Annotated in this window: 19 protein-coding genes and 2 pseudogenes; 7 read left to right on the top strand and 14 right to left on the bottom strand. The window is 51.2% G+C overall.

What is annotated here, in order from left to right; all coding sequences use genetic code 11:
• Positions 1–874: 874 nt before the first annotated feature.
• From EHV15_RS33755 to EHV15_RS33725, 8 genes are all read right to left on the bottom strand, one after another.
• Positions 875–1,804 carry a coiled-coil domain-containing protein gene (locus EHV15_RS33755; protein ID WP_128635692.1) on the bottom strand — a complete coding sequence of 310 codons (930 nt, stop codon included), beginning with the start codon at positions 1,802–1,804 and terminating at the stop codon, positions 875–877.
• Between the two features lie 454 nt (positions 1,805–2,258).
• Positions 2,259–2,849 carry an LPD29 domain-containing protein gene (locus tag EHV15_RS33750; RefSeq protein WP_128635691.1) on the bottom strand — a complete coding sequence of 197 codons (591 nt, stop codon included), beginning with the start codon at positions 2,847–2,849 and terminating at the stop codon, positions 2,259–2,261.
• 57 nt (positions 2,850–2,906) lie between these two features.
• Complete coding sequence (locus tag EHV15_RS33745; protein ID WP_128635690.1) at positions 2,907–3,203, bottom strand: hypothetical protein; 297 nt, start codon at positions 3,201–3,203, stop codon at positions 2,907–2,909.
• 67 nt (positions 3,204–3,270) lie between these two features.
• Positions 3,271–4,110: an ArdC family protein gene (locus EHV15_RS33740; protein WP_128635689.1), complete on the bottom strand. Its 840-nt coding sequence runs from the start codon at positions 4,108–4,110 to the stop codon at positions 3,271–3,273.
• Positions 4,111–4,209: 99 nt separating this feature from the next.
• Complete coding sequence (locus EHV15_RS33735; RefSeq protein ID WP_128635688.1) at positions 4,210–4,494, bottom strand: hypothetical protein; 285 nt, start codon at positions 4,492–4,494, stop codon at positions 4,210–4,212.
• A 6-nt stretch (positions 4,495–4,500) separates the two neighbouring features.
• The gene (locus tag EHV15_RS33730) at positions 4,501–4,665 is read right to left on the bottom strand and encodes an aspartyl-phosphate phosphatase Spo0E family protein (RefSeq protein ID WP_128635687.1); all 165 of its coding nucleotides are present in this window, start codon (positions 4,663–4,665) and stop codon (positions 4,501–4,503) included.
• Positions 4,666–5,835: 1,170 nt separating this feature from the next.
• Positions 5,836–5,988, bottom strand: a complete 153-nt coding sequence (locus EHV15_RS36805; RefSeq protein ID WP_155847246.1) for a hypothetical protein — start codon at positions 5,986–5,988, stop codon at positions 5,836–5,838.
• Between the two features lie 11 nt (positions 5,989–5,999).
• Positions 6,000–6,371 carry a hypothetical protein gene (locus tag EHV15_RS33725; RefSeq protein WP_127607447.1) on the bottom strand — a complete coding sequence of 124 codons (372 nt, stop codon included), beginning with the start codon at positions 6,369–6,371 and terminating at the stop codon, positions 6,000–6,002.
• Between the two features lie 172 nt (positions 6,372–6,543).
• On the opposite strand from EHV15_RS33725, the gene EHV15_RS33720 reads away from it, so the two are divergent.
• From EHV15_RS33720 to EHV15_RS33710, 3 genes are all read left to right on the top strand, one after another.
• Positions 6,544–6,867, top strand: coding sequence for a helix-turn-helix domain-containing protein (locus tag EHV15_RS33720; protein WP_127607445.1), 324 nt, complete (start codon positions 6,544–6,546; stop codon positions 6,865–6,867).
• Positions 6,868–7,024: 157 nt separating this feature from the next.
• Positions 7,025–7,357: a helix-turn-helix domain-containing protein gene (locus EHV15_RS33715; RefSeq protein ID WP_021624032.1), complete on the top strand. Its 333-nt coding sequence runs from the start codon at positions 7,025–7,027 to the stop codon at positions 7,355–7,357.
• A 461-nt stretch (positions 7,358–7,818) separates the two neighbouring features.
• Entirely contained in the window at positions 7,819–8,427 is a 609-nt protein-coding gene (locus tag EHV15_RS33710; RefSeq protein ID WP_128635686.1) for a PBECR4 domain-containing protein, read from the top strand.
• Between the two features lie 136 nt (positions 8,428–8,563).
• Here the strand turns inward: EHV15_RS33710 and EHV15_RS33705 are convergent, their stop codons facing one another.
• Positions 8,564–9,364, bottom strand: coding sequence for an arsenite methyltransferase (locus EHV15_RS33705; RefSeq protein ID WP_021624035.1), 801 nt, complete (start codon positions 9,362–9,364; stop codon positions 8,564–8,566).
• 253 nt (positions 9,365–9,617) lie between these two features.
• On the bottom strand, positions 9,618–10,511 hold the full coding sequence (locus tag EHV15_RS33700) for a flavin-containing monooxygenase (protein WP_128635685.1): 894 nt from the start codon (positions 10,509–10,511) through the stop codon (positions 9,618–9,620).
• Here EHV15_RS33700 and EHV15_RS33695 point away from each other — a divergent pair.
• From EHV15_RS33695 to EHV15_RS36800, 4 genes and pseudogenes are all read left to right on the top strand, one after another.
• A pseudogene (locus EHV15_RS33695) lies at positions 10,478–11,107 on the top strand (ArsB/NhaD family transporter); the annotation flags it as partial. The gene EHV15_RS33700 and the pseudogene EHV15_RS33695 overlap by 34 nt on opposite strands.
• A gap of 29 nt (positions 11,108–11,136) precedes the next feature.
• Positions 11,137–11,562, top strand: a complete 426-nt coding sequence (arsC, locus tag EHV15_RS33690) for an arsenate reductase (thioredoxin) (RefSeq protein ID WP_128635683.1) — start codon at positions 11,137–11,139, stop codon at positions 11,560–11,562.
• Positions 11,563–11,572: 10 nt separating this feature from the next.
• A complete protein-coding gene (locus EHV15_RS33685) occupies positions 11,573–12,043 on the top strand; it encodes an ArsI/CadI family heavy metal resistance metalloenzyme (protein WP_049869721.1) in 471 nt (156 codons plus the stop codon).
• A 3-nt stretch (positions 12,044–12,046) separates the two neighbouring features.
• On the top strand, positions 12,047–12,310 hold the full coding sequence (locus tag EHV15_RS36800; RefSeq protein WP_178076097.1) for a hypothetical protein: 264 nt from the start codon (positions 12,047–12,049) through the stop codon (positions 12,308–12,310).
• Positions 12,311–12,417: 107 nt separating this feature from the next.
• On the opposite strand, the gene EHV15_RS33675 is transcribed toward EHV15_RS36800, so the two are convergent.
• From EHV15_RS33675 to EHV15_RS33660, 4 genes and pseudogenes are all read right to left on the bottom strand, one after another.
• The gene (locus tag EHV15_RS33675) at positions 12,418–12,717 is read right to left on the bottom strand and encodes a tyrosine-type recombinase/integrase (protein ID WP_023556415.1); all 300 of its coding nucleotides are present in this window, start codon (positions 12,715–12,717) and stop codon (positions 12,418–12,420) included.
• 98 nt (positions 12,718–12,815) lie between these two features.
• Positions 12,816–13,442: pseudogene (dpsA, locus tag EHV15_RS33670) on the bottom strand (dipicolinate synthase subunit DpsA); the annotation flags it as partial.
• A 94-nt stretch (positions 13,443–13,536) separates the two neighbouring features.
• Positions 13,537–14,415 carry an IS3 family transposase gene (locus EHV15_RS33665; protein ID WP_246062134.1) on the bottom strand — a complete coding sequence of 293 codons (879 nt, stop codon included), beginning with the start codon at positions 14,413–14,415 and terminating at the stop codon, positions 13,537–13,539.
• Positions 14,416–14,468: 53 nt separating this feature from the next.
• Positions 14,469–14,726, bottom strand: coding sequence for a transposase (locus EHV15_RS33660; RefSeq protein ID WP_128635681.1), 258 nt, complete (start codon positions 14,724–14,726; stop codon positions 14,469–14,471).
• Positions 14,727–14,860 lie beyond the last annotated feature (134 nt).

The following is a 14,860-nucleotide window of genomic DNA, read 5'->3' as shown; positions in this document are numbered from 1 at the left end:
TAAACTGTTCAGTTTTAGTGTTCAAGTTTACGTTTCAGTTAGATGATTCAATCATAGCATAGCCCAGTCATGTATTAAAAGCTCCCCCTCCGCCCCCGGAACGGGGGAACGCAAAGGGCTTGCGCCCTCTGCACACCCGCCCCCCCCGCCCAAAAGGGGGCGGGCCATGCAAGGGGTTGCATGGCATCGCATAGCGTCGGCGGTCGGAACCGCTCGTCAAGGGTTCGCTACCGCCGCTGACGCGCCCTGGACGGCTCTCTTGCCTGCTTCATACGCGGCCACGGCGAAAGCCCCACACAAGCCTTTATACGTTGCATGACATGGTATGACGTGATAAAATAACGGGTATAAAGATGTGAGTACGATGGTCACCAACCTTGTTACTGGTATAAGGCTCGCACGTTGATCCGTATACTAAGAAGAGCCTTCACGCTGCGAACGGTAAAGACTCTTAGGACCCGAAAGGCTGTGGATCACCACGGCGCGCGTGAAACTAAATAGCTAGTTCAAGCGAAAACCACCGTTTAGGGTCTCCAACCTACTTAGCGGTGGTTTTTCGCTTGCTACGAAACTTACGACGCGCCCAGCGATAGAGTTTCCGGATACCAAACACAAGGCTTAGTATCGTTACGGTCCAACGCAGCACATCATAAAACGCCACAAGTGCGACCATCGGCGTCACCCCCTTTCGGGAAGCTGTGCCGTGGTCCGAAAACATCCACCACTATTCAAAGTCCATAGAGTCGATTATAGCATGTCCGTTCTGATCACTCTACTAACTTTCAAATGCCGAACAGTGGATCTTCAGGAGTGGAAGAATCGTTCGGCACTTCAGGCGGTTTCTCGCCTTCACCTCGCGCCGATCCGGCCTCCTTTATTGTTGTTGCTTATCCCCGCCCCGACCTTTCGATGCAGCGGAACGCCCTTGCGCTTGTAATTGCTCCCGAAGCTCATTAATCTGATCATATAATTTCGTGATTTGCGTCGTTGACTCCTGCTGCTTCGCCGTCGCTTCCGCGCTAACTTTCTCTAACTTCTCTTGGTACTCGCTCCGCGCCTGAACCAACTCGCGCTCCCGCTGCACATCGAGCTTTTCTTTGAGGCGTTCCAGTTCTTCCGCATGACGCGCCTCCAGTTGCGCGATCCGCTCCGCATGCTGCTGCTCGATGCGTTGTTGTTCCCGTTCGAGCGATGCGATTTGGTCGGTTTGTTTCTCCGCTTGCCTCGACAGCTCGTCCACTTGCCGGTGCAGTTCCTTATTTTCGTCCATCGTCGCTTGAAAATCGGTGAGCTGCGCGCTCAAAGCCTTGTTCTTCTCCTCGTACTGCTCCAGGAGCAAATTAGACTTTTTGGTGTTATCCTCGTATTGCGCAATCTGCTTCGCTTGGTCGCTGTTTTCTTTGCTCAAGCGCCCGCCTTCATCCTTGAGCTGCTTCATTTCAATCGTCATATCGGCAATGGTTTGCTCCTGCGCCAGAAATGCCGCATTTCGCTCGGCCAATACCGCCTCATGCCCCTGTGTAAGCTCCAACCGCGCTGCCGCCTCTGACTGAATCATCATCATAAAGATTTCTTCGTCGCGGCGCTTGTGGTATTCACGTTCTTCCAACAGTTTGCGATAGCCCGCAGCAACGCCTTCTTTGAGCTGCTGCATCTCGACGAGCTGCGCCATGTATTCCAAAAACTCGCCTTCTGTGGGCAAACCGCTTTCCGCAAACAATTCCTCAACCTTTTGTTTGATTTCAGGACGTACCCGGATCGATTTCGTGACGGTTGGCCCTTTTGTTGGTTCATTCATGGACATGCGCTTCACGCTCCCTTGTTTACTTTTCTTTATTATACCATATAATGTTTACCATGTTTACACTGTTTACAACATAATTTTAACGAATAAAAGAAACCACCGCGCGACCTCGGCTGCACTCCCTCAACCTTCCCCCAAAAACCCGGAACCCCTCTTGTTCGATTCCTGACATTCTGTAAACGTTTGAATCCTCATTTTTCAATATGTTTACATAGATTACAAAGTAAACAGTCTTGATTCTATCTTTTCCGTTTTGCAAACATTTAAACCCTGTAAACATATTATGTTTACACCGTTTACGATGTTTACACTAAATAAACCGGACTTCGGCTGATCCGTTGAGGTAAGCGGCGACGGCGCAGAATGCGCGGTCGTCGGGGTTTGGGAGCAGGCCGGGGGGTCCGGGGGGCGGAAAGCCCCCCGGCCGCGCCAAAAGCGGCGATCATGTGGGCGTCTAAATATGCAGGCGGCGGCAAAAATCCGGGTCGAGCGCCCGCAGCCGCTGGATGGCCCGGCCAAGGGCAGCGCGCGGCATGCGGAGCTGATAGCCGTAGCGCCCTTGGGCCGCCAAGTCCTCAAGCCGCCGCAGCCGGTGCATGTACTCGCTCCAGGCGGCTTCCCAAGCCTCCATTTGTTCAAGGACGGAATGCGTCTGCTGGTTGATGATCTCCCGTTCAGCGGCCAATAAAAGGGGCTTGGTGGCATCCTGCATCGATACGCCCTGTTTGGCCAAATGCTCGGCTACGCGGGCGCGTCTCGCAGCGCTCAAGCGGCGGCTTGTGCGCAAATACTGCGCCCCGACAATGCGCCGCCCCTCCCAACCATAGCCGACCGCCTCACGGCGATCCTCGCCGCTGCTGCGCCGTGTCTCGTAGCTCTGAAAGGCATCCAGCACGTTTTCCACGTCCGGCACAAACGGCCCGTCCTCCCAACTCACTGAAACGCTATCGGCCGACGAACGCACGGAAAAGGCTTGCCCCGGAAAGGCGCGCCGCAGCGCCGCCCGGATTTTTTTTGCCGTCTCGGTAGAGCTTTCATAGTGCATCGGTTTTCCTTCCTTTCGTGTGGGGGTCCGGGGGGCTAGTAGCCCCCCGGCCGTGCTTTACAAAACGAGCTGCCGGCCGCTGGCTTTCAATTGCATCATGGAATCATAGAGCGTGTTAATTTCTTCGTGCGCATCTTCCCAGCCGTCCGCAATCGCCCATGTAATCGCCGCGCCATCAAAGGAAATGACGACATTCGTTTTATAATTGCTCTCGTCCCGAAACGTGGCGTCATACGTATAGGACGGCGTTTCCCCCGGCTCCTGCTTGATGTCGCTTTCCTCGAAATCGAACAAATTCCATTCCTGAAACGCCTTGCAAAAAAACACGTAATCCGGATACGTCACCGTTTGCATCGCTGCCCATTCCCTTCCTATTTGGATATGGGGGCCAAGGCCCCCGATTTGTCGGTTGCCTTGGCTGCTATTCCTCGCCGTCCGTGAAGCTGATGCCCTGCATGTAGTCCGCGGCGCGCTGCGCCTTACCTGCGGCCAGCACAATCATGCGTTGATCGTCTTTGAGCGCCCGCAGCCAACCGTTAATATAGGACGCGCTGTTTTCAATGGTCGTATTGTCGATGCCGCAGACGCCGCACATCATGGCCGCGCCGATCTCGGCTATCAACTCCTCTTTGCTGTAATTCTCGTCACCGAATGCGGCCAGCTCCGTAATGCCGGACCGGTTCAGCCGCTGGGTATGGCCGGTCGAATGCACCAGTTCATGAAACAGCGTGCAGTAATATTCCTCGGGCTGCTTGTAATCCGCTATCGGCGGAACGCTGATCATGTCATCCCCCGGCCGATAGAACGCCCGGCCCGGCGCGAAATGAATAGGTGGCCGGTCCGCATAGCCGGTTACAAGCCGTTCGGCTTCCTCAATAGGGTCATGCTCATACGCCGGTTCGCTGTTCCGTCTGCTTTCCAGTCCTTCGCATTGCGTGGCAATATTGAACACCTTGTAATAGCGTAAAAGCGGTATTTTCTCCGTCTCGCCGGTTTCCTCGTCCTTCTTCTCCAGCCACTTCCAGAAAACGACGATTTCGCCTTTTGCACCCTTCTTGACGGTGCCGCCAGCCTCGGTGATCCGCTTGAATGTGGCATACTCCCCAGCCTCAAGCAGCAGCGCGTTAATGCCCCGATACGGCTTTTGCGTGAGCCAGTTCACCGCCGCGCCGCTTCTCCATGGCCTACGCCACGGCACGACGCCGCTTTCGAGCAGCTTGACAATGCGTTCCGTCACCATTTCATAAATTTTTTGGCTCATGTTTTGCCCTCTCCTTTACATGTGGTAAAATAGAGGGGCGAAGGGGTTCGCAAAATTTCTTCGCCCCGGTCCGATTGCTCCCTAAAGCAAACGGGCCTTTTAATATTCGGAAGGTAATAAAAACGTGGTCGCGCTTCGGTCGCGTTCCGTTATAATCCAGAATGTGACGCCTGCCGCCGTGTGATAAACCGACAGCAGTCGTTCCCCCATTTGCAGCGCCTCGTCATTAGCGGCCCGGTCGTCATCGCAGACGTCGCCCCAATCGCCGCCAATATGCCGGGTCAGCGCGGATATGCGTTCATCCTCGCTGACAACCTCTAGCGCGCCCGGCGTGGTGTACACCTGCCCGAGCGGAAACTTGCCTCGGAAAACATGAATCCTCATACCTGCTCACTCTCCCTTTTTCAAAGCTCGGTTGTATTCGTTTAGCAGCTCGTCCAATTCTTGCGACTTCAAAAGCACTTCTTTCGCCATCGCACCTACCTGTTTCGCAAGCGTGTTCAATTCCGCGCGCACCGCTTCGATTTTTTCGCGCAGCTCGTTTGCTCCCCGCATGCTCTCACCTCCTTTCACGCCGCCAATATCCGGCTAAAATCGCGCGGATGCGGCCGAATCCCTTTGCTTGTCCATCCCGTTTTTTTCTTCATTGACTTGACTTTTTGGCCCTGAAACCCTCATCCTGGTCCCGCTTGCCGGTCGAGCCAGCGCGGAGCGTCTTCTTTCAAGGTTTGGAGCGTAGGGCCTTCCTTCGTGCTTCCTGGTCTTGCGTATGGAGTTTTCAAGGAACAGGTACATCCTGTATACCGCAGCCGTCGCAGATTTTAGAGCATATCCGGTTCTGGCTGGCAAGGGTCTGCCCGTCAGGGATAGGCAAAATTTTTTGAGCGCTCTTCTCAAAAAAATTTGACTACCCTTGCCAGCCACGGTTCGGATATGCTCCCATGCGACGGATCGGCTGCGGTGTACAGGATGTGGGCCTTGAAAAACGGAAGGAGCAAGGCCCGCGCGACGAAAGTACCCCTGCGCTGCCAGGCCGTTTTTGCTTCCTGGAACCCGCTTGCAAAGCTTTTGGCTTCCCCGACCTGCCCGAATCGCTTTTGGCACGATGATGAAATGGAGCGTCAGCGAAATGGAATCATGGTGCCGCCCTGCCCCGTAGAGCCATGATGGGTGCGGCAGCGTAAGCGAGAGCGCCCATGATGGATCGAGCGTTACCCCGAGAAACGCTTTTGCTTCCCTGCGAGGCCCGTTAAAAATCCCAATGGAACCCGGCGTCTTTCCGGGGTCGCTTGGGATTTAGGGCCGGTGAACCGGGGGAACCGGTTTCCTTCATTCGGATTCTGATGATTTTGGATCCAATGGCCACAAAAAAACGTTCGGCTTTCCGCCGAGATCCACGCAGCTCTTTCCGGCTGCAGAAGATCCATTCCGCAAAAAAAGCCGAACGATCCGGTTTATGCCAAACGTGAACCGCATGAAGCTGCGGAACAAAAAAAGAGCCCCAGGCGCAAGGCCGAAGCTCAAAAAAGGGTAGAACAGCCGGAAATGACAAAACCGCCCCCTTGGTGCGGCATTGGACGCAAAGCCTCCCATAACGGTATGCCGGTGGCCGTTAGCAACCCTATGCGTCTACTTCAAGTCACCGGCCTTCCGGAGCGAGCTGCGATCCGTTGGCGCACGATCTATTCGTCGAAGCATTGAACGGCCGTGTCCGAACCATCCGGATTAGTCTGATTTAGAAGAATCTCGCCCCTCTTGCTTCCGGCGTTTGACTGCCTGCCGGTCCAGGACATATAACAAGCTAAAACAGATGACACCAAAGACAAAAATGGCAGCTCTTCCGGCAGGAGACATGTTGAATAATAGTTCGGAAAACATTGCCTTCCCTCCTAAAGTGCAAATGAAACGAATTGATAAGCGTAGTAGATCATGGCCCAAAAGGTAAGCACGATATAACCAACAAAGCCGGAATAAGCGACAGCCATACCGCCATAACCCCACAGCTTCCAGTACCAAGCGATCGGTTCCTCTTCTATCTCCATCCAAACCGAACGCGGCCGGGGCAAAGTCTGGTAGAAGTCCCAAACATTCAGGTATGAGCGGTCTTCGTCATCGGACGCCTTCACTTCCCATCTTTTTGCCGCGTCGCCTTGGCCTTCCCCTCCTCCTGCCAAATCGCGAAAAACAGCAGGATCATCAACAATAGCAGCAGCAAGAGGATGTCTGCCGGTTTCGTCAAGTTTGGAACCAGGATATTCCACACGATCTCCCCCCGATTATCTTTTAAGTTACATAACATGAGAAAAAACAAAACTTTTAGAGTACATTTTATCTTATAAAATAAGTTTACATCAAAAAAATTATCTCTTAGTACTCTGCATAGTTATGCCCAAGTTGCTTACACTCAAATGGATAGAAAGGAGTGTAACAACCGTGGCGTATACAACATTGCAACGGGTGGGCAATGCCGTCCGGCACACCCGATTAAGCCAGGACTTGACGCAAGAGGAATTGTCCGAACTGATCGGAACCAGTTATACCTATATCAGCTCCCTGGAACGCGGACAGCGCAATGTAACCATTCAAACCCTAGATCGAATCGCGCAAGCTTGTCGAACCGACTTGTTCCGGATGCTACAGCTCGACGGACCGGAGGATGAAACCATTATTGAAATGTTGGCTCTCTTAATGAGCCGTGACCCATTGGATCGTAAAAAGGTACTCAATATCGCACGAGAAATGTTCCGGTCCCAATGAGGAAATAAGGACGCGTTTGAAATCCCAAGATGTGGAAAGTATACACCAAAAGAACCCTTGAGTTCAATTATATTTTATATATTTGAACTTTCGATACTCTCCAAGCGCATCATATCGTTGGTCTACACTTCTTAGTAGAAAGAGGTGAACGACCAGCGTGAGTCATCTAGCCAAAACGATAGGAGAGCAGATACGGCACTACCGCACATTGAGGGGTTGGACCCAAGAGCAATTGGCGGAAGTGCTAGAATCGCAAGGAACCTATATCGGTCGCGTCGAACGCGGCGAACAAAACATACAGCTTCAAACCTTGGAAAAAATAGCCGATGCGCTACATATAAACGTTTATGCCTTGTTCAGTGAACGCGATCCGTTTGAGCATCTAAAACAGGATGAATGGATATGGCAATCCGTGATGCTCCTCAAAGAGCAGAACGTGCAGGATCAGGAACGAGCCTTCCGGGTTTTGCGTGAAATGTTGAAACACTAAAGGGATGTTGCCCTGTTCGATTTCGGACATGGCTTCGCCCCCGGTGCTAAGAACAATCCCTCCCTGACTTCACTCCCTCGCCGCTACTCCAATAGATTGATTTCGCTCCATCCCAACTGTCCGTTGCACAATCCGGGTTTCCGTTGTATAATATACATGCAAGATAAAGTAAATCGGAGCATAAGCTCGCACCATGGGCAACGTGGTGTTCCCTGCCGGGGGGACCATAATTTCCGTGTTTACCGACCGTTTGTGTTGCCGAATGATATGGATTTTCAGCAATTAGGAAACACTTATATATAGGGATCGCCAACGATCCGCACCACCGGGTAGCGTGGTGTTCCCCGCCGGGGGGACCATAATCTCCGTGTTTACCGACTGTTTTTGCTACCCATCAGCTTAACAAGGCGGCTCTGATGTGGATACATCAGAGCTTTTTTTGTGCAAGGAGACATGATTCCATGACGCTAACACTCGAACAATTAGTTGCCCGAACGACCAAACCCTTGATCGCGGATATTAGCCTCCAAGTGCTTCAGCAGTTATATGAGCAATATCTTCTCCCCTACACGTTTACATATGAACTGGAGAACCATGAACCTGTTAAGCTGCATTTTGAAAAGGACAATTTCTGTCACCTGCTGGGTCTGGAAAAGATGGTCGCGGGAAAAGTACGTTCTCAAGACTTGAAATTGTATCGGGGGCCGGAAGGCTGGGACAACATCAAAAACGGCACGATTGACCGGGATCATATGCGGTCCCGCGCAGGCAAACCGAACTTTAACAGCCTGAAAGGAAAATGGATCTATTTTCTCGCCATTCCCCGCATCCTCACATCCGACACAGCCATGATTAAATTTCATAAATTAGGGGCAGAATTACTCATATACGGCGGTTTTGATAATGCCATCGTACACCTTGGCATATCCAGGCGAGAAGAAACCGAATTTAAAACGTGGTGTCCGCGCACCATTCTGGAAGAAGGCAAAACACCGCCGCTGTACGGAACCAAACATATCGACGGGCAACCAACACTTCGCATTGTTTCCTTTAAACAGGAAGCGAAATAAAATAGGGTACAAAACCGCAAGGCGCGGCTATACGCGCAAAGGCGAAGGCGCTGCCAGCTAACCGGCAGCGCCTTATTATTTAATGCCGTAACATGTTCAGCCCAACACGAGCTGCAACAGCTCGGCCCGTCATGGCTCAAGGCTTGATGGCACGTATCGCGGCGGACACCAGGTATTGTTCGACATTTGCGCCAGGAATCCAATCCTTGATGAACGTCCGGGATTCGTCTTTAGGTTCGATCTCAATTTGGGTAAAACCGCTTTGTGCAAGCATGGCCTCCAGTTCGCCGATGGAAGAAGCTCCTGAAATGCACCCTGAATAGATACGGTCGATATCCTGCTTGATTTCATCCGGAAAATCGGCTGTTGCCACGACATCCGATATGGCCAGCCTGCCGCCGTTACGCAGCACACGGAACGCCTCATCAAAAACCTGCTGCTTTGATGGGGACAGATTAATGACACAGTTTGAAATAATTACGTCCACCGAGTGGTCCTGAACCGGCAGATGCTCGATCTCGCCCAGCCGAAATTCCGTATTGGTAAATCCGCTTTTGCTGGCATTTTCGCGGGCGCGGCTGACCATTTCCGGTGTCATATCTACACCAATGACGCGGCCGGAAGCGCCCACCTGACGGGAGGCAAGAAAGCAATCAAACCCGCCGCCGCTGCCCAGGTCCAGCACGACTTCTCCCGGTTGCAAAGCGGCAATAGCTTGAGGATTGCCACAGCCGAGGCCAAGGTTCGCCCCATCCGGAACGGCTGTTAATTCTTCTGACGAGTAGCCCATTTTAGCGGAAACATCCGCGGCCGAACTACAGCAATCATTGGATGGCGCTGGCGTACAACAGGACCCCGCCCCTACGTCCTGTAAGGCGATTTCTTTATACCGATTCCGAACGTTTTGACGAATTTGATCATTACTCACTTGATTCATGAAAGATCACTCCTTAGTTTTTTATACAATCAACAGCAGCTCGCAGCGCAGCAAGCCGTTGGTGTTGCACGAATGATTGACCGCCTACTAAAGAATCGGACCGATTGCTTTTGCATAGCGTCTGACCATTTCCACGTTTCTCTAGCAGATCGTTCGATTTCCCTTTGGCGTTGTTTCATGAGCATTTCCGCAGCAAACCAATTGAGGTTCAAGTCGGTCCCATCCTTTTATCAAAAAAATGTAATGTAAGCATTCAGTGTTTAAGATGATGCAAAAGCTTTTTAACAACAAACTGCGCGTCCGGCCCCACCCCCCTTAAGGTAGCAGAAGCAAAGGAACGCTGCCCTTCCAGCCCCACATAATAAAGCCCCGGAACGTCGCTTATGCCTGCTTGATGTAACGGCCTTCCTTCCGCATCCAGCGCGCCAATCGCTTGAAGGTAGGGAAGATACGGCCGGTAGCCTGTCGCAAAGATCACCGTATCCACCGGCTCTTTTTTCCCGTTCGGCCAAATGACGCCATCCTCATAAAAGGATGTGAACATCGGTTGTTGATCCGGTTTTCCTGCCGCTACTTTTTCTTTGTACCCGCCCGAATCGTTCACCGCACTTGAACTCGGCGCGGTTTTCCCGAACCGCCAAAACGGAAAGGTGTCAAACCCAATCAGTTTGATCCAAAAATGCACATCCTGACCCAACAGCCTCGATTTCATGAATTGGACCGGCCGGAGTACCGCTAAAGACGTCTTGCTCACCTCGGCCAGCTCAACACCGATCTGTACGGCAGAATTGCCGCGCCCGACCACCACTACGCGTTGATTGCGAAATGGCTCCGGATTCCGGTATTCGGAGGAATGAAGTGTGCGGCCTTGAAACGCCTCCTGCCCCGGCACAACTGGCGTATAGGGATTGTGAAAGGAGCCGGTCGCATTAATGATGGTGCGCGCCCGAAACGTATCCCCTACCATCGTACGGACCGTAAACCCTTCTCCATCCCTTTCGACCGATGCTACGCGCTGATTGGTTCGGACCGGCAGTTGAAATTTTGCCCGGTAATCCTGTAAATAACGAATGACTTCATCACGCTTGGGGTAACCATTCGGATCGCTGGGGAATCGCGGCGAGAAAAAGCCCTGCGATTCATACATGGAAACTGGTAAAAGGCGCTCCCTGGGCTGTCGTGATCTTCTCTATCGGCATGTATGTGGTCGTTTATGGCTTGCGCAATGCCGGACTTACGGATGCATTAGGCAGCGTCATTCAAACGGTCGCAGAACAAGGGTTATTTGTGGCTACCGTAGGTATGGGCTTTATTGCAGCCATCCTGTCGTCCATTATGAACAACATGCCCACGGTCATGATCGATGCGCTGGCCATCCAAGGAACGCAAACCGATGGGTTCATTCGTGAGGCGCTGATCTATGCGAATGTGATCGGTTCGGACTTAGGACCGAAAATTACGCCAATCGGCTCCTTGGCCACGCTGCTTTGGCTGCATGTCCTATCCACGAAAAACGTGAAAATCAGATGGGGCTATTATTTTAAAGTCGGCATCCTGTTAACCGTTCCCACGTTGTTCATTACGCTCACCGGTGTTTATGTATGGCTTTATGTTCTCCAGACGCTACAGGTGAATGTATGGTTATGTATCGCGGTGATCGTGGTCGTCCTGGTGGCAGTTGCAATGATCATGAAGACTTTTATGAAAAGTAAACAAGCGAAAAGAGTTCATCAAGGCGATTAACGAATTGAAATCAAAGGAGATTGTTCACCATGGAGAAAAAACCGTTAATTTATTTTTTGTGCACCGGAAATTCTTGCAGAAGCCAAATCGCGGACGGGTTTTTAAACGCTCTAGGCAGCGATAAATATGAAGTCAAAAGCGCAGGTCTTGAAGCACATGGACTGAATCCGCGTGCGGTGCAAGTCATGCAAGAAGCTGGCGTAGATATTAGCAAAAACACCTCCGATGTGATCGATCCGGACATTTTGAATCGCGCCGATTATGTCATTACCCTTTGTGGCCACGCCGACGAGCATTGTCCTGTGATCTCCAACAAGAACGTAACGAAATGGCACTGGGGTTTTGATGATCCGGCAAAAGCAACCGGAACGGAAGACGAAATCATGAACCAGTTCCGCGCCGTTCGCGATTCGATTAAGAACCGGATTGAACAATTCGTCAAAGAAGGGAAATGAGGTGGCGACGATGATCAAACGAATGCATGTTGCTTTAAACTGCACGGAGCTGAACAAGTCTTTGGAGTTCTATCGCGCTTTTTTTGGGGCCGAACCGAGTAAGGTTAAAGATAACTACGCCAAATTCGAGTTAGAAGAACCGGCGCTTCATTTTTCGCTCAATGTACGTCCCTTCGAACAAAAAGGTGTACTGAACCACTTGGGATTTCAAGTGAATAATACGGAAGAAGTGCTGGCCATGGGGGAGAGGCTTCGTCAAAGCGGATTGCTGCTGATTGACGAGATGAATACCACATGCTGCTATGCGGTGCAGGATAAAGTTTGGGTATATGATCCGGACGGCAACGCTTGGGAGATTTTCTACACAAAAGAAGATTCCGAATTCGAATCCGCCGGAGAAGCCAGGGATTTGTCCTTGTGCTGCGCGCCGCCAGCGGCCCCGGTTCCTATTGAGTTTGGATCGTTCAAAAAAGGAGTATAGTCCATGGCGTCTGAAAAAACCTACCATGCTTTGATTCCGGATAAAATTTTCATGGGCGCGGCAACGGATGTGGAATCGATGGTGAAAAATGAAGGTATCGACGTGATCGTGGATCTGCGCGGCGAAGCGACGGAGCTCTTCATATGTACGGATTGCCGCTCTAATAAGTCGCTCGATGCGATCGGGCGTAGGCGGTACAACTTTTATCTCCCGAAATCGCCGGTATACAATCTCAACCAAATGTTCGAAGTCGTGATCCTGGAATAACACATTTTTGCATAGCCAATCGATTACCTCTTCAGCATCTTGGATGGTATCCTCACGAAAGGGGGTAGTACCAGCGTAGCTGTCACCAAGGGCAAAGTAGATGTAAATTAAATGGGAAATTTATTGATAACCTCGTTATATTCCTGCTGGGCATCGGTGATTGCAAGCTTCGAATAGATTTCCAATGACTTCCGGCTTTCATGACCGGAATACGGCTGTATGAGTGCGTCATCGATGCCCTGTTTATTGAGCCAGGTCAACAGAAAATGACGCAGCTTGTGTGGCGACAGGTTTTGAGCAAGTTTAGCTTCCTCCAAATATTTGGCCAAAATCTTCCGTATTCCCCGATCCGTGTACATTTTCTTCCACGATGATTCAAATAAATAGACCGCATGTTTTTTCTTCAAAGTATTCGAGTAAATGACTGAACAATCCTGCCCCGTTTATTCAGTGATGCACGCTGAAACTCAAAAAAAACGATGGATCGGTTCCATCGTTCGCGATCTCATAACCCGGAAGAAAAAGCAAGTGAATCCATTTGCTCACGATCTTGACTCCGTTCGTCCTGGATCAATTGACATAACGTTCTCGCCAATATACGTCCAGCCGTTCTTGGCGCGACCAATCCCGGTAAACTTGGTGCCAACAAGGCCTTGATTCCACGTTTTTCGGCAAAACGAAAATCGGTTCCACCTGGTTTGGAAGCCAAATCAATAATAATAGCGTGATGCGGAATACGGGTCAACACACGAGAAGTAAGGATTTGCGCCGGAACCGTGTTAAAAATAATATCCACATTTACGCCTTCATCGTACAAATCTTTCGTATAAAACGGCTCAATCCCCATCTCCCATGCACGTGCAAACTGCTCCGGTTTCTGCACCCCCGCTTTGACGTGTGCACCCAGGCGCTGAAGCATTCCGGCTAGCGTAAGACCGATTCTCCCCAAACCCAGCACCATACAACAGGAACCATGTATGGTAATGTCCGTATGTTGAATGGCCATCAATAAGGCGCCTTCCGCAGTGGGAATGGAATTGTATATGGCAACATCGTCCCTGCTGAATAATTCAATCAGATCTATTCCTAGTTCCACGCAAAGGTTCCTCAAGTAAGACTTGGCTATGCCAGTACCGGGTTAACCCCCGAATTATGGACACTGCACCTCTTATTCGACTGATTGCGTAGAAAACCTTGCATTTCTTGTGCTTTACAGATGACTGCGATCATACCTTGATTACCTTGGGTTTTACGCTGCCTTGCTGGATCGCTTCGCTGTATTCGTATGGCGACATGTCGTAAATGCTTCCATGGATGCGTTTGCGGTTGTAGTTGTGAATAAAGCCGCTGACGATCTCATACGCCTGTTGGTAACTCTCAAAATCATGACGCTGATAGCATTCCGACTCCAGTATGGCGTGGAATGACTCGATGTGAGCGTTCTTATTCGGCGTCTTGGGCGGTATTCGCTCATGGACGATTTCAAATCGCTCACAGGCCGCTGCAAATCGATGGCTGATGAACTGTGGACCGTTGTCCGATCGAATAACGGGCCGATTCGCTTTGTCAAAAAGCTGGCGCTTCATGAGCGCTTCCTGCGTGATCTGAACCAGATCCCTCGCCTCGCAGGACAGACCGTGGTGATAGGCAACAATCGCCCGGTCGAATACATCGATAATGCTCATCAGAAAGAAGAAGCGCTGCTCGCCTTCGATCCAGCCATACTTAATATCTGTTTCCCACAGTTGGTTGGAGGCAGTGACGACTCGGTTGTTCGCCAGTCGCTTGGGATGCTTGATCTTCAGCTTGCGCTGCGGCCGCAGTACGTTCATCTTCTTGCACAACCGGTAGACCTTCTTCTTGTTGATTACAAGGCGATGCTCACGCCGCAGCATTTTCGCCAGCTTGCGGTAGCCGTAGACGGACGTGTATTCGTCGGCTAACAGTTCCATAATCCACTCACTGATTTGTTCATCGCTTATGCGTTTGCCCTCTTGCGTGCAGGAGTAACCCGGCGCGGGGCGACCGCTTCTGTGGATGGGTTCGGGTTGCTGCTCCGTTCGATTCAGATGGGCATAATACGTGGAACGCCCCACTTCCAGAATGCGCAGTACAAGAGCGATGGGATGACCCTGCTCGATGTAATCTTGCGCAAGGGCTATTTTATCCGCAAGTGTGGGTTCGTTTTTTTTAATAGGTCACGGAGGATTTCCCTTTCCAGCGCTTGCTCGGCATAAAGCTTCTTGAGTTTTTCGTGCTCTTTTTCCAAGGCCGCGTAGTCTGCTGCTGAAGGAATGAACGCCGCCTGCTTCAACGCTGATCCGTCTAGCTGATCCAGGTCTTGGCGATCCAACTGCTTAGCCCAGCGCAACACCATCTTCGGATCAAGCTCATGCTGCCGCGCCACCGCTGTCATATTACCAATCTCTTTCCCCTTGGCCACAACCATCTTTTTGAAATAACGTTTCAGATGAAAATGAAGACTCTACTCTGCCATGGTCGTCTGTACCGACAACCGGTAATATCAATACATCAGCATTGCGAAGCACC

Source organism: Paenibacillus oralis (assembly GCF_003863965.1).
Classification (GTDB): domain Bacteria; phylum Bacillota; class Bacilli; order Paenibacillales; family Paenibacillaceae; genus Fontibacillus; species Fontibacillus oralis.
The sequence above is the reverse complement of the archived record's forward strand: the minus strand, read 5'-3'. Positions and strand labels throughout refer to the sequence as shown.

Bases quoted from the DNA above. Each gene is read 5' to 3' on its own strand.
- EHV15_RS33685 (WP_049869721.1), top strand. From the start codon at position 11,573: ATGATCAAACGAATGCATGTTGCTTTAAACTGCACGGAGCTGAACAAG.
- EHV15_RS33710 (WP_128635686.1), top strand. From the start codon at position 7,819: ATGACGCTAACACTCGAACAATTAGTTGCCCGAACGACCAAACCCTTG.
- EHV15_RS33730 (WP_128635687.1), bottom strand. From the start codon at position 4,665: ATGCGGGGAGCAAACGAGCTGCGCGAAAAAATCGAAGCGGTGCGCGCG.
- EHV15_RS33755 (WP_128635692.1), bottom strand. From the start codon at position 1,804: ATGTCCATGAATGAACCAACAAAAGGGCCAACCGTCACGAAATCGATC.
- EHV15_RS36805 (WP_155847246.1), bottom strand. From the start codon at position 5,988: ATGTTTTCCGAACTATTATTCAACATGTCTCCTGCCGGAAGAGCTGCC.
- arsC (WP_128635683.1), top strand. From the start codon at position 11,137: ATGGAGAAAAAACCGTTAATTTATTTTTTGTGCACCGGAAATTCTTGC.
- EHV15_RS36800 (WP_178076097.1), top strand. From the start codon at position 12,047: ATGGCGTCTGAAAAAACCTACCATGCTTTGATTCCGGATAAAATTTTC.
- EHV15_RS33750 (WP_128635691.1), bottom strand. From the start codon at position 2,849: ATGCACTATGAAAGCTCTACCGAGACGGCAAAAAAAATCCGGGCGGCG.
- EHV15_RS33745 (WP_128635690.1), bottom strand. From the start codon at position 3,203: ATGCAAACGGTGACGTATCCGGATTACGTGTTTTTTTGCAAGGCGTTT.
- EHV15_RS33660 (WP_128635681.1), bottom strand. From the start codon at position 14,726: ATGACAGCGGTGGCGCGGCAGCATGAGCTTGATCCGAAGATGGTGTTG.
- EHV15_RS33740 (WP_128635689.1), bottom strand. From the start codon at position 4,110: ATGAGCCAAAAAATTTATGAAATGGTGACGGAACGCATTGTCAAGCTG.
- EHV15_RS33700 (WP_128635685.1), bottom strand. From the start codon at position 10,511: ATGTATGAATCGCAGGGCTTTTTCTCGCCGCGATTCCCCAGCGATCCG.
- EHV15_RS33735 (WP_128635688.1), bottom strand. From the start codon at position 4,494: ATGAGGATTCATGTTTTCCGAGGCAAGTTTCCGCTCGGGCAGGTGTAC.
- EHV15_RS33705 (WP_021624035.1), bottom strand. From the start codon at position 9,364: ATGAATCAAGTGAGTAATGATCAAATTCGTCAAAACGTTCGGAATCGG.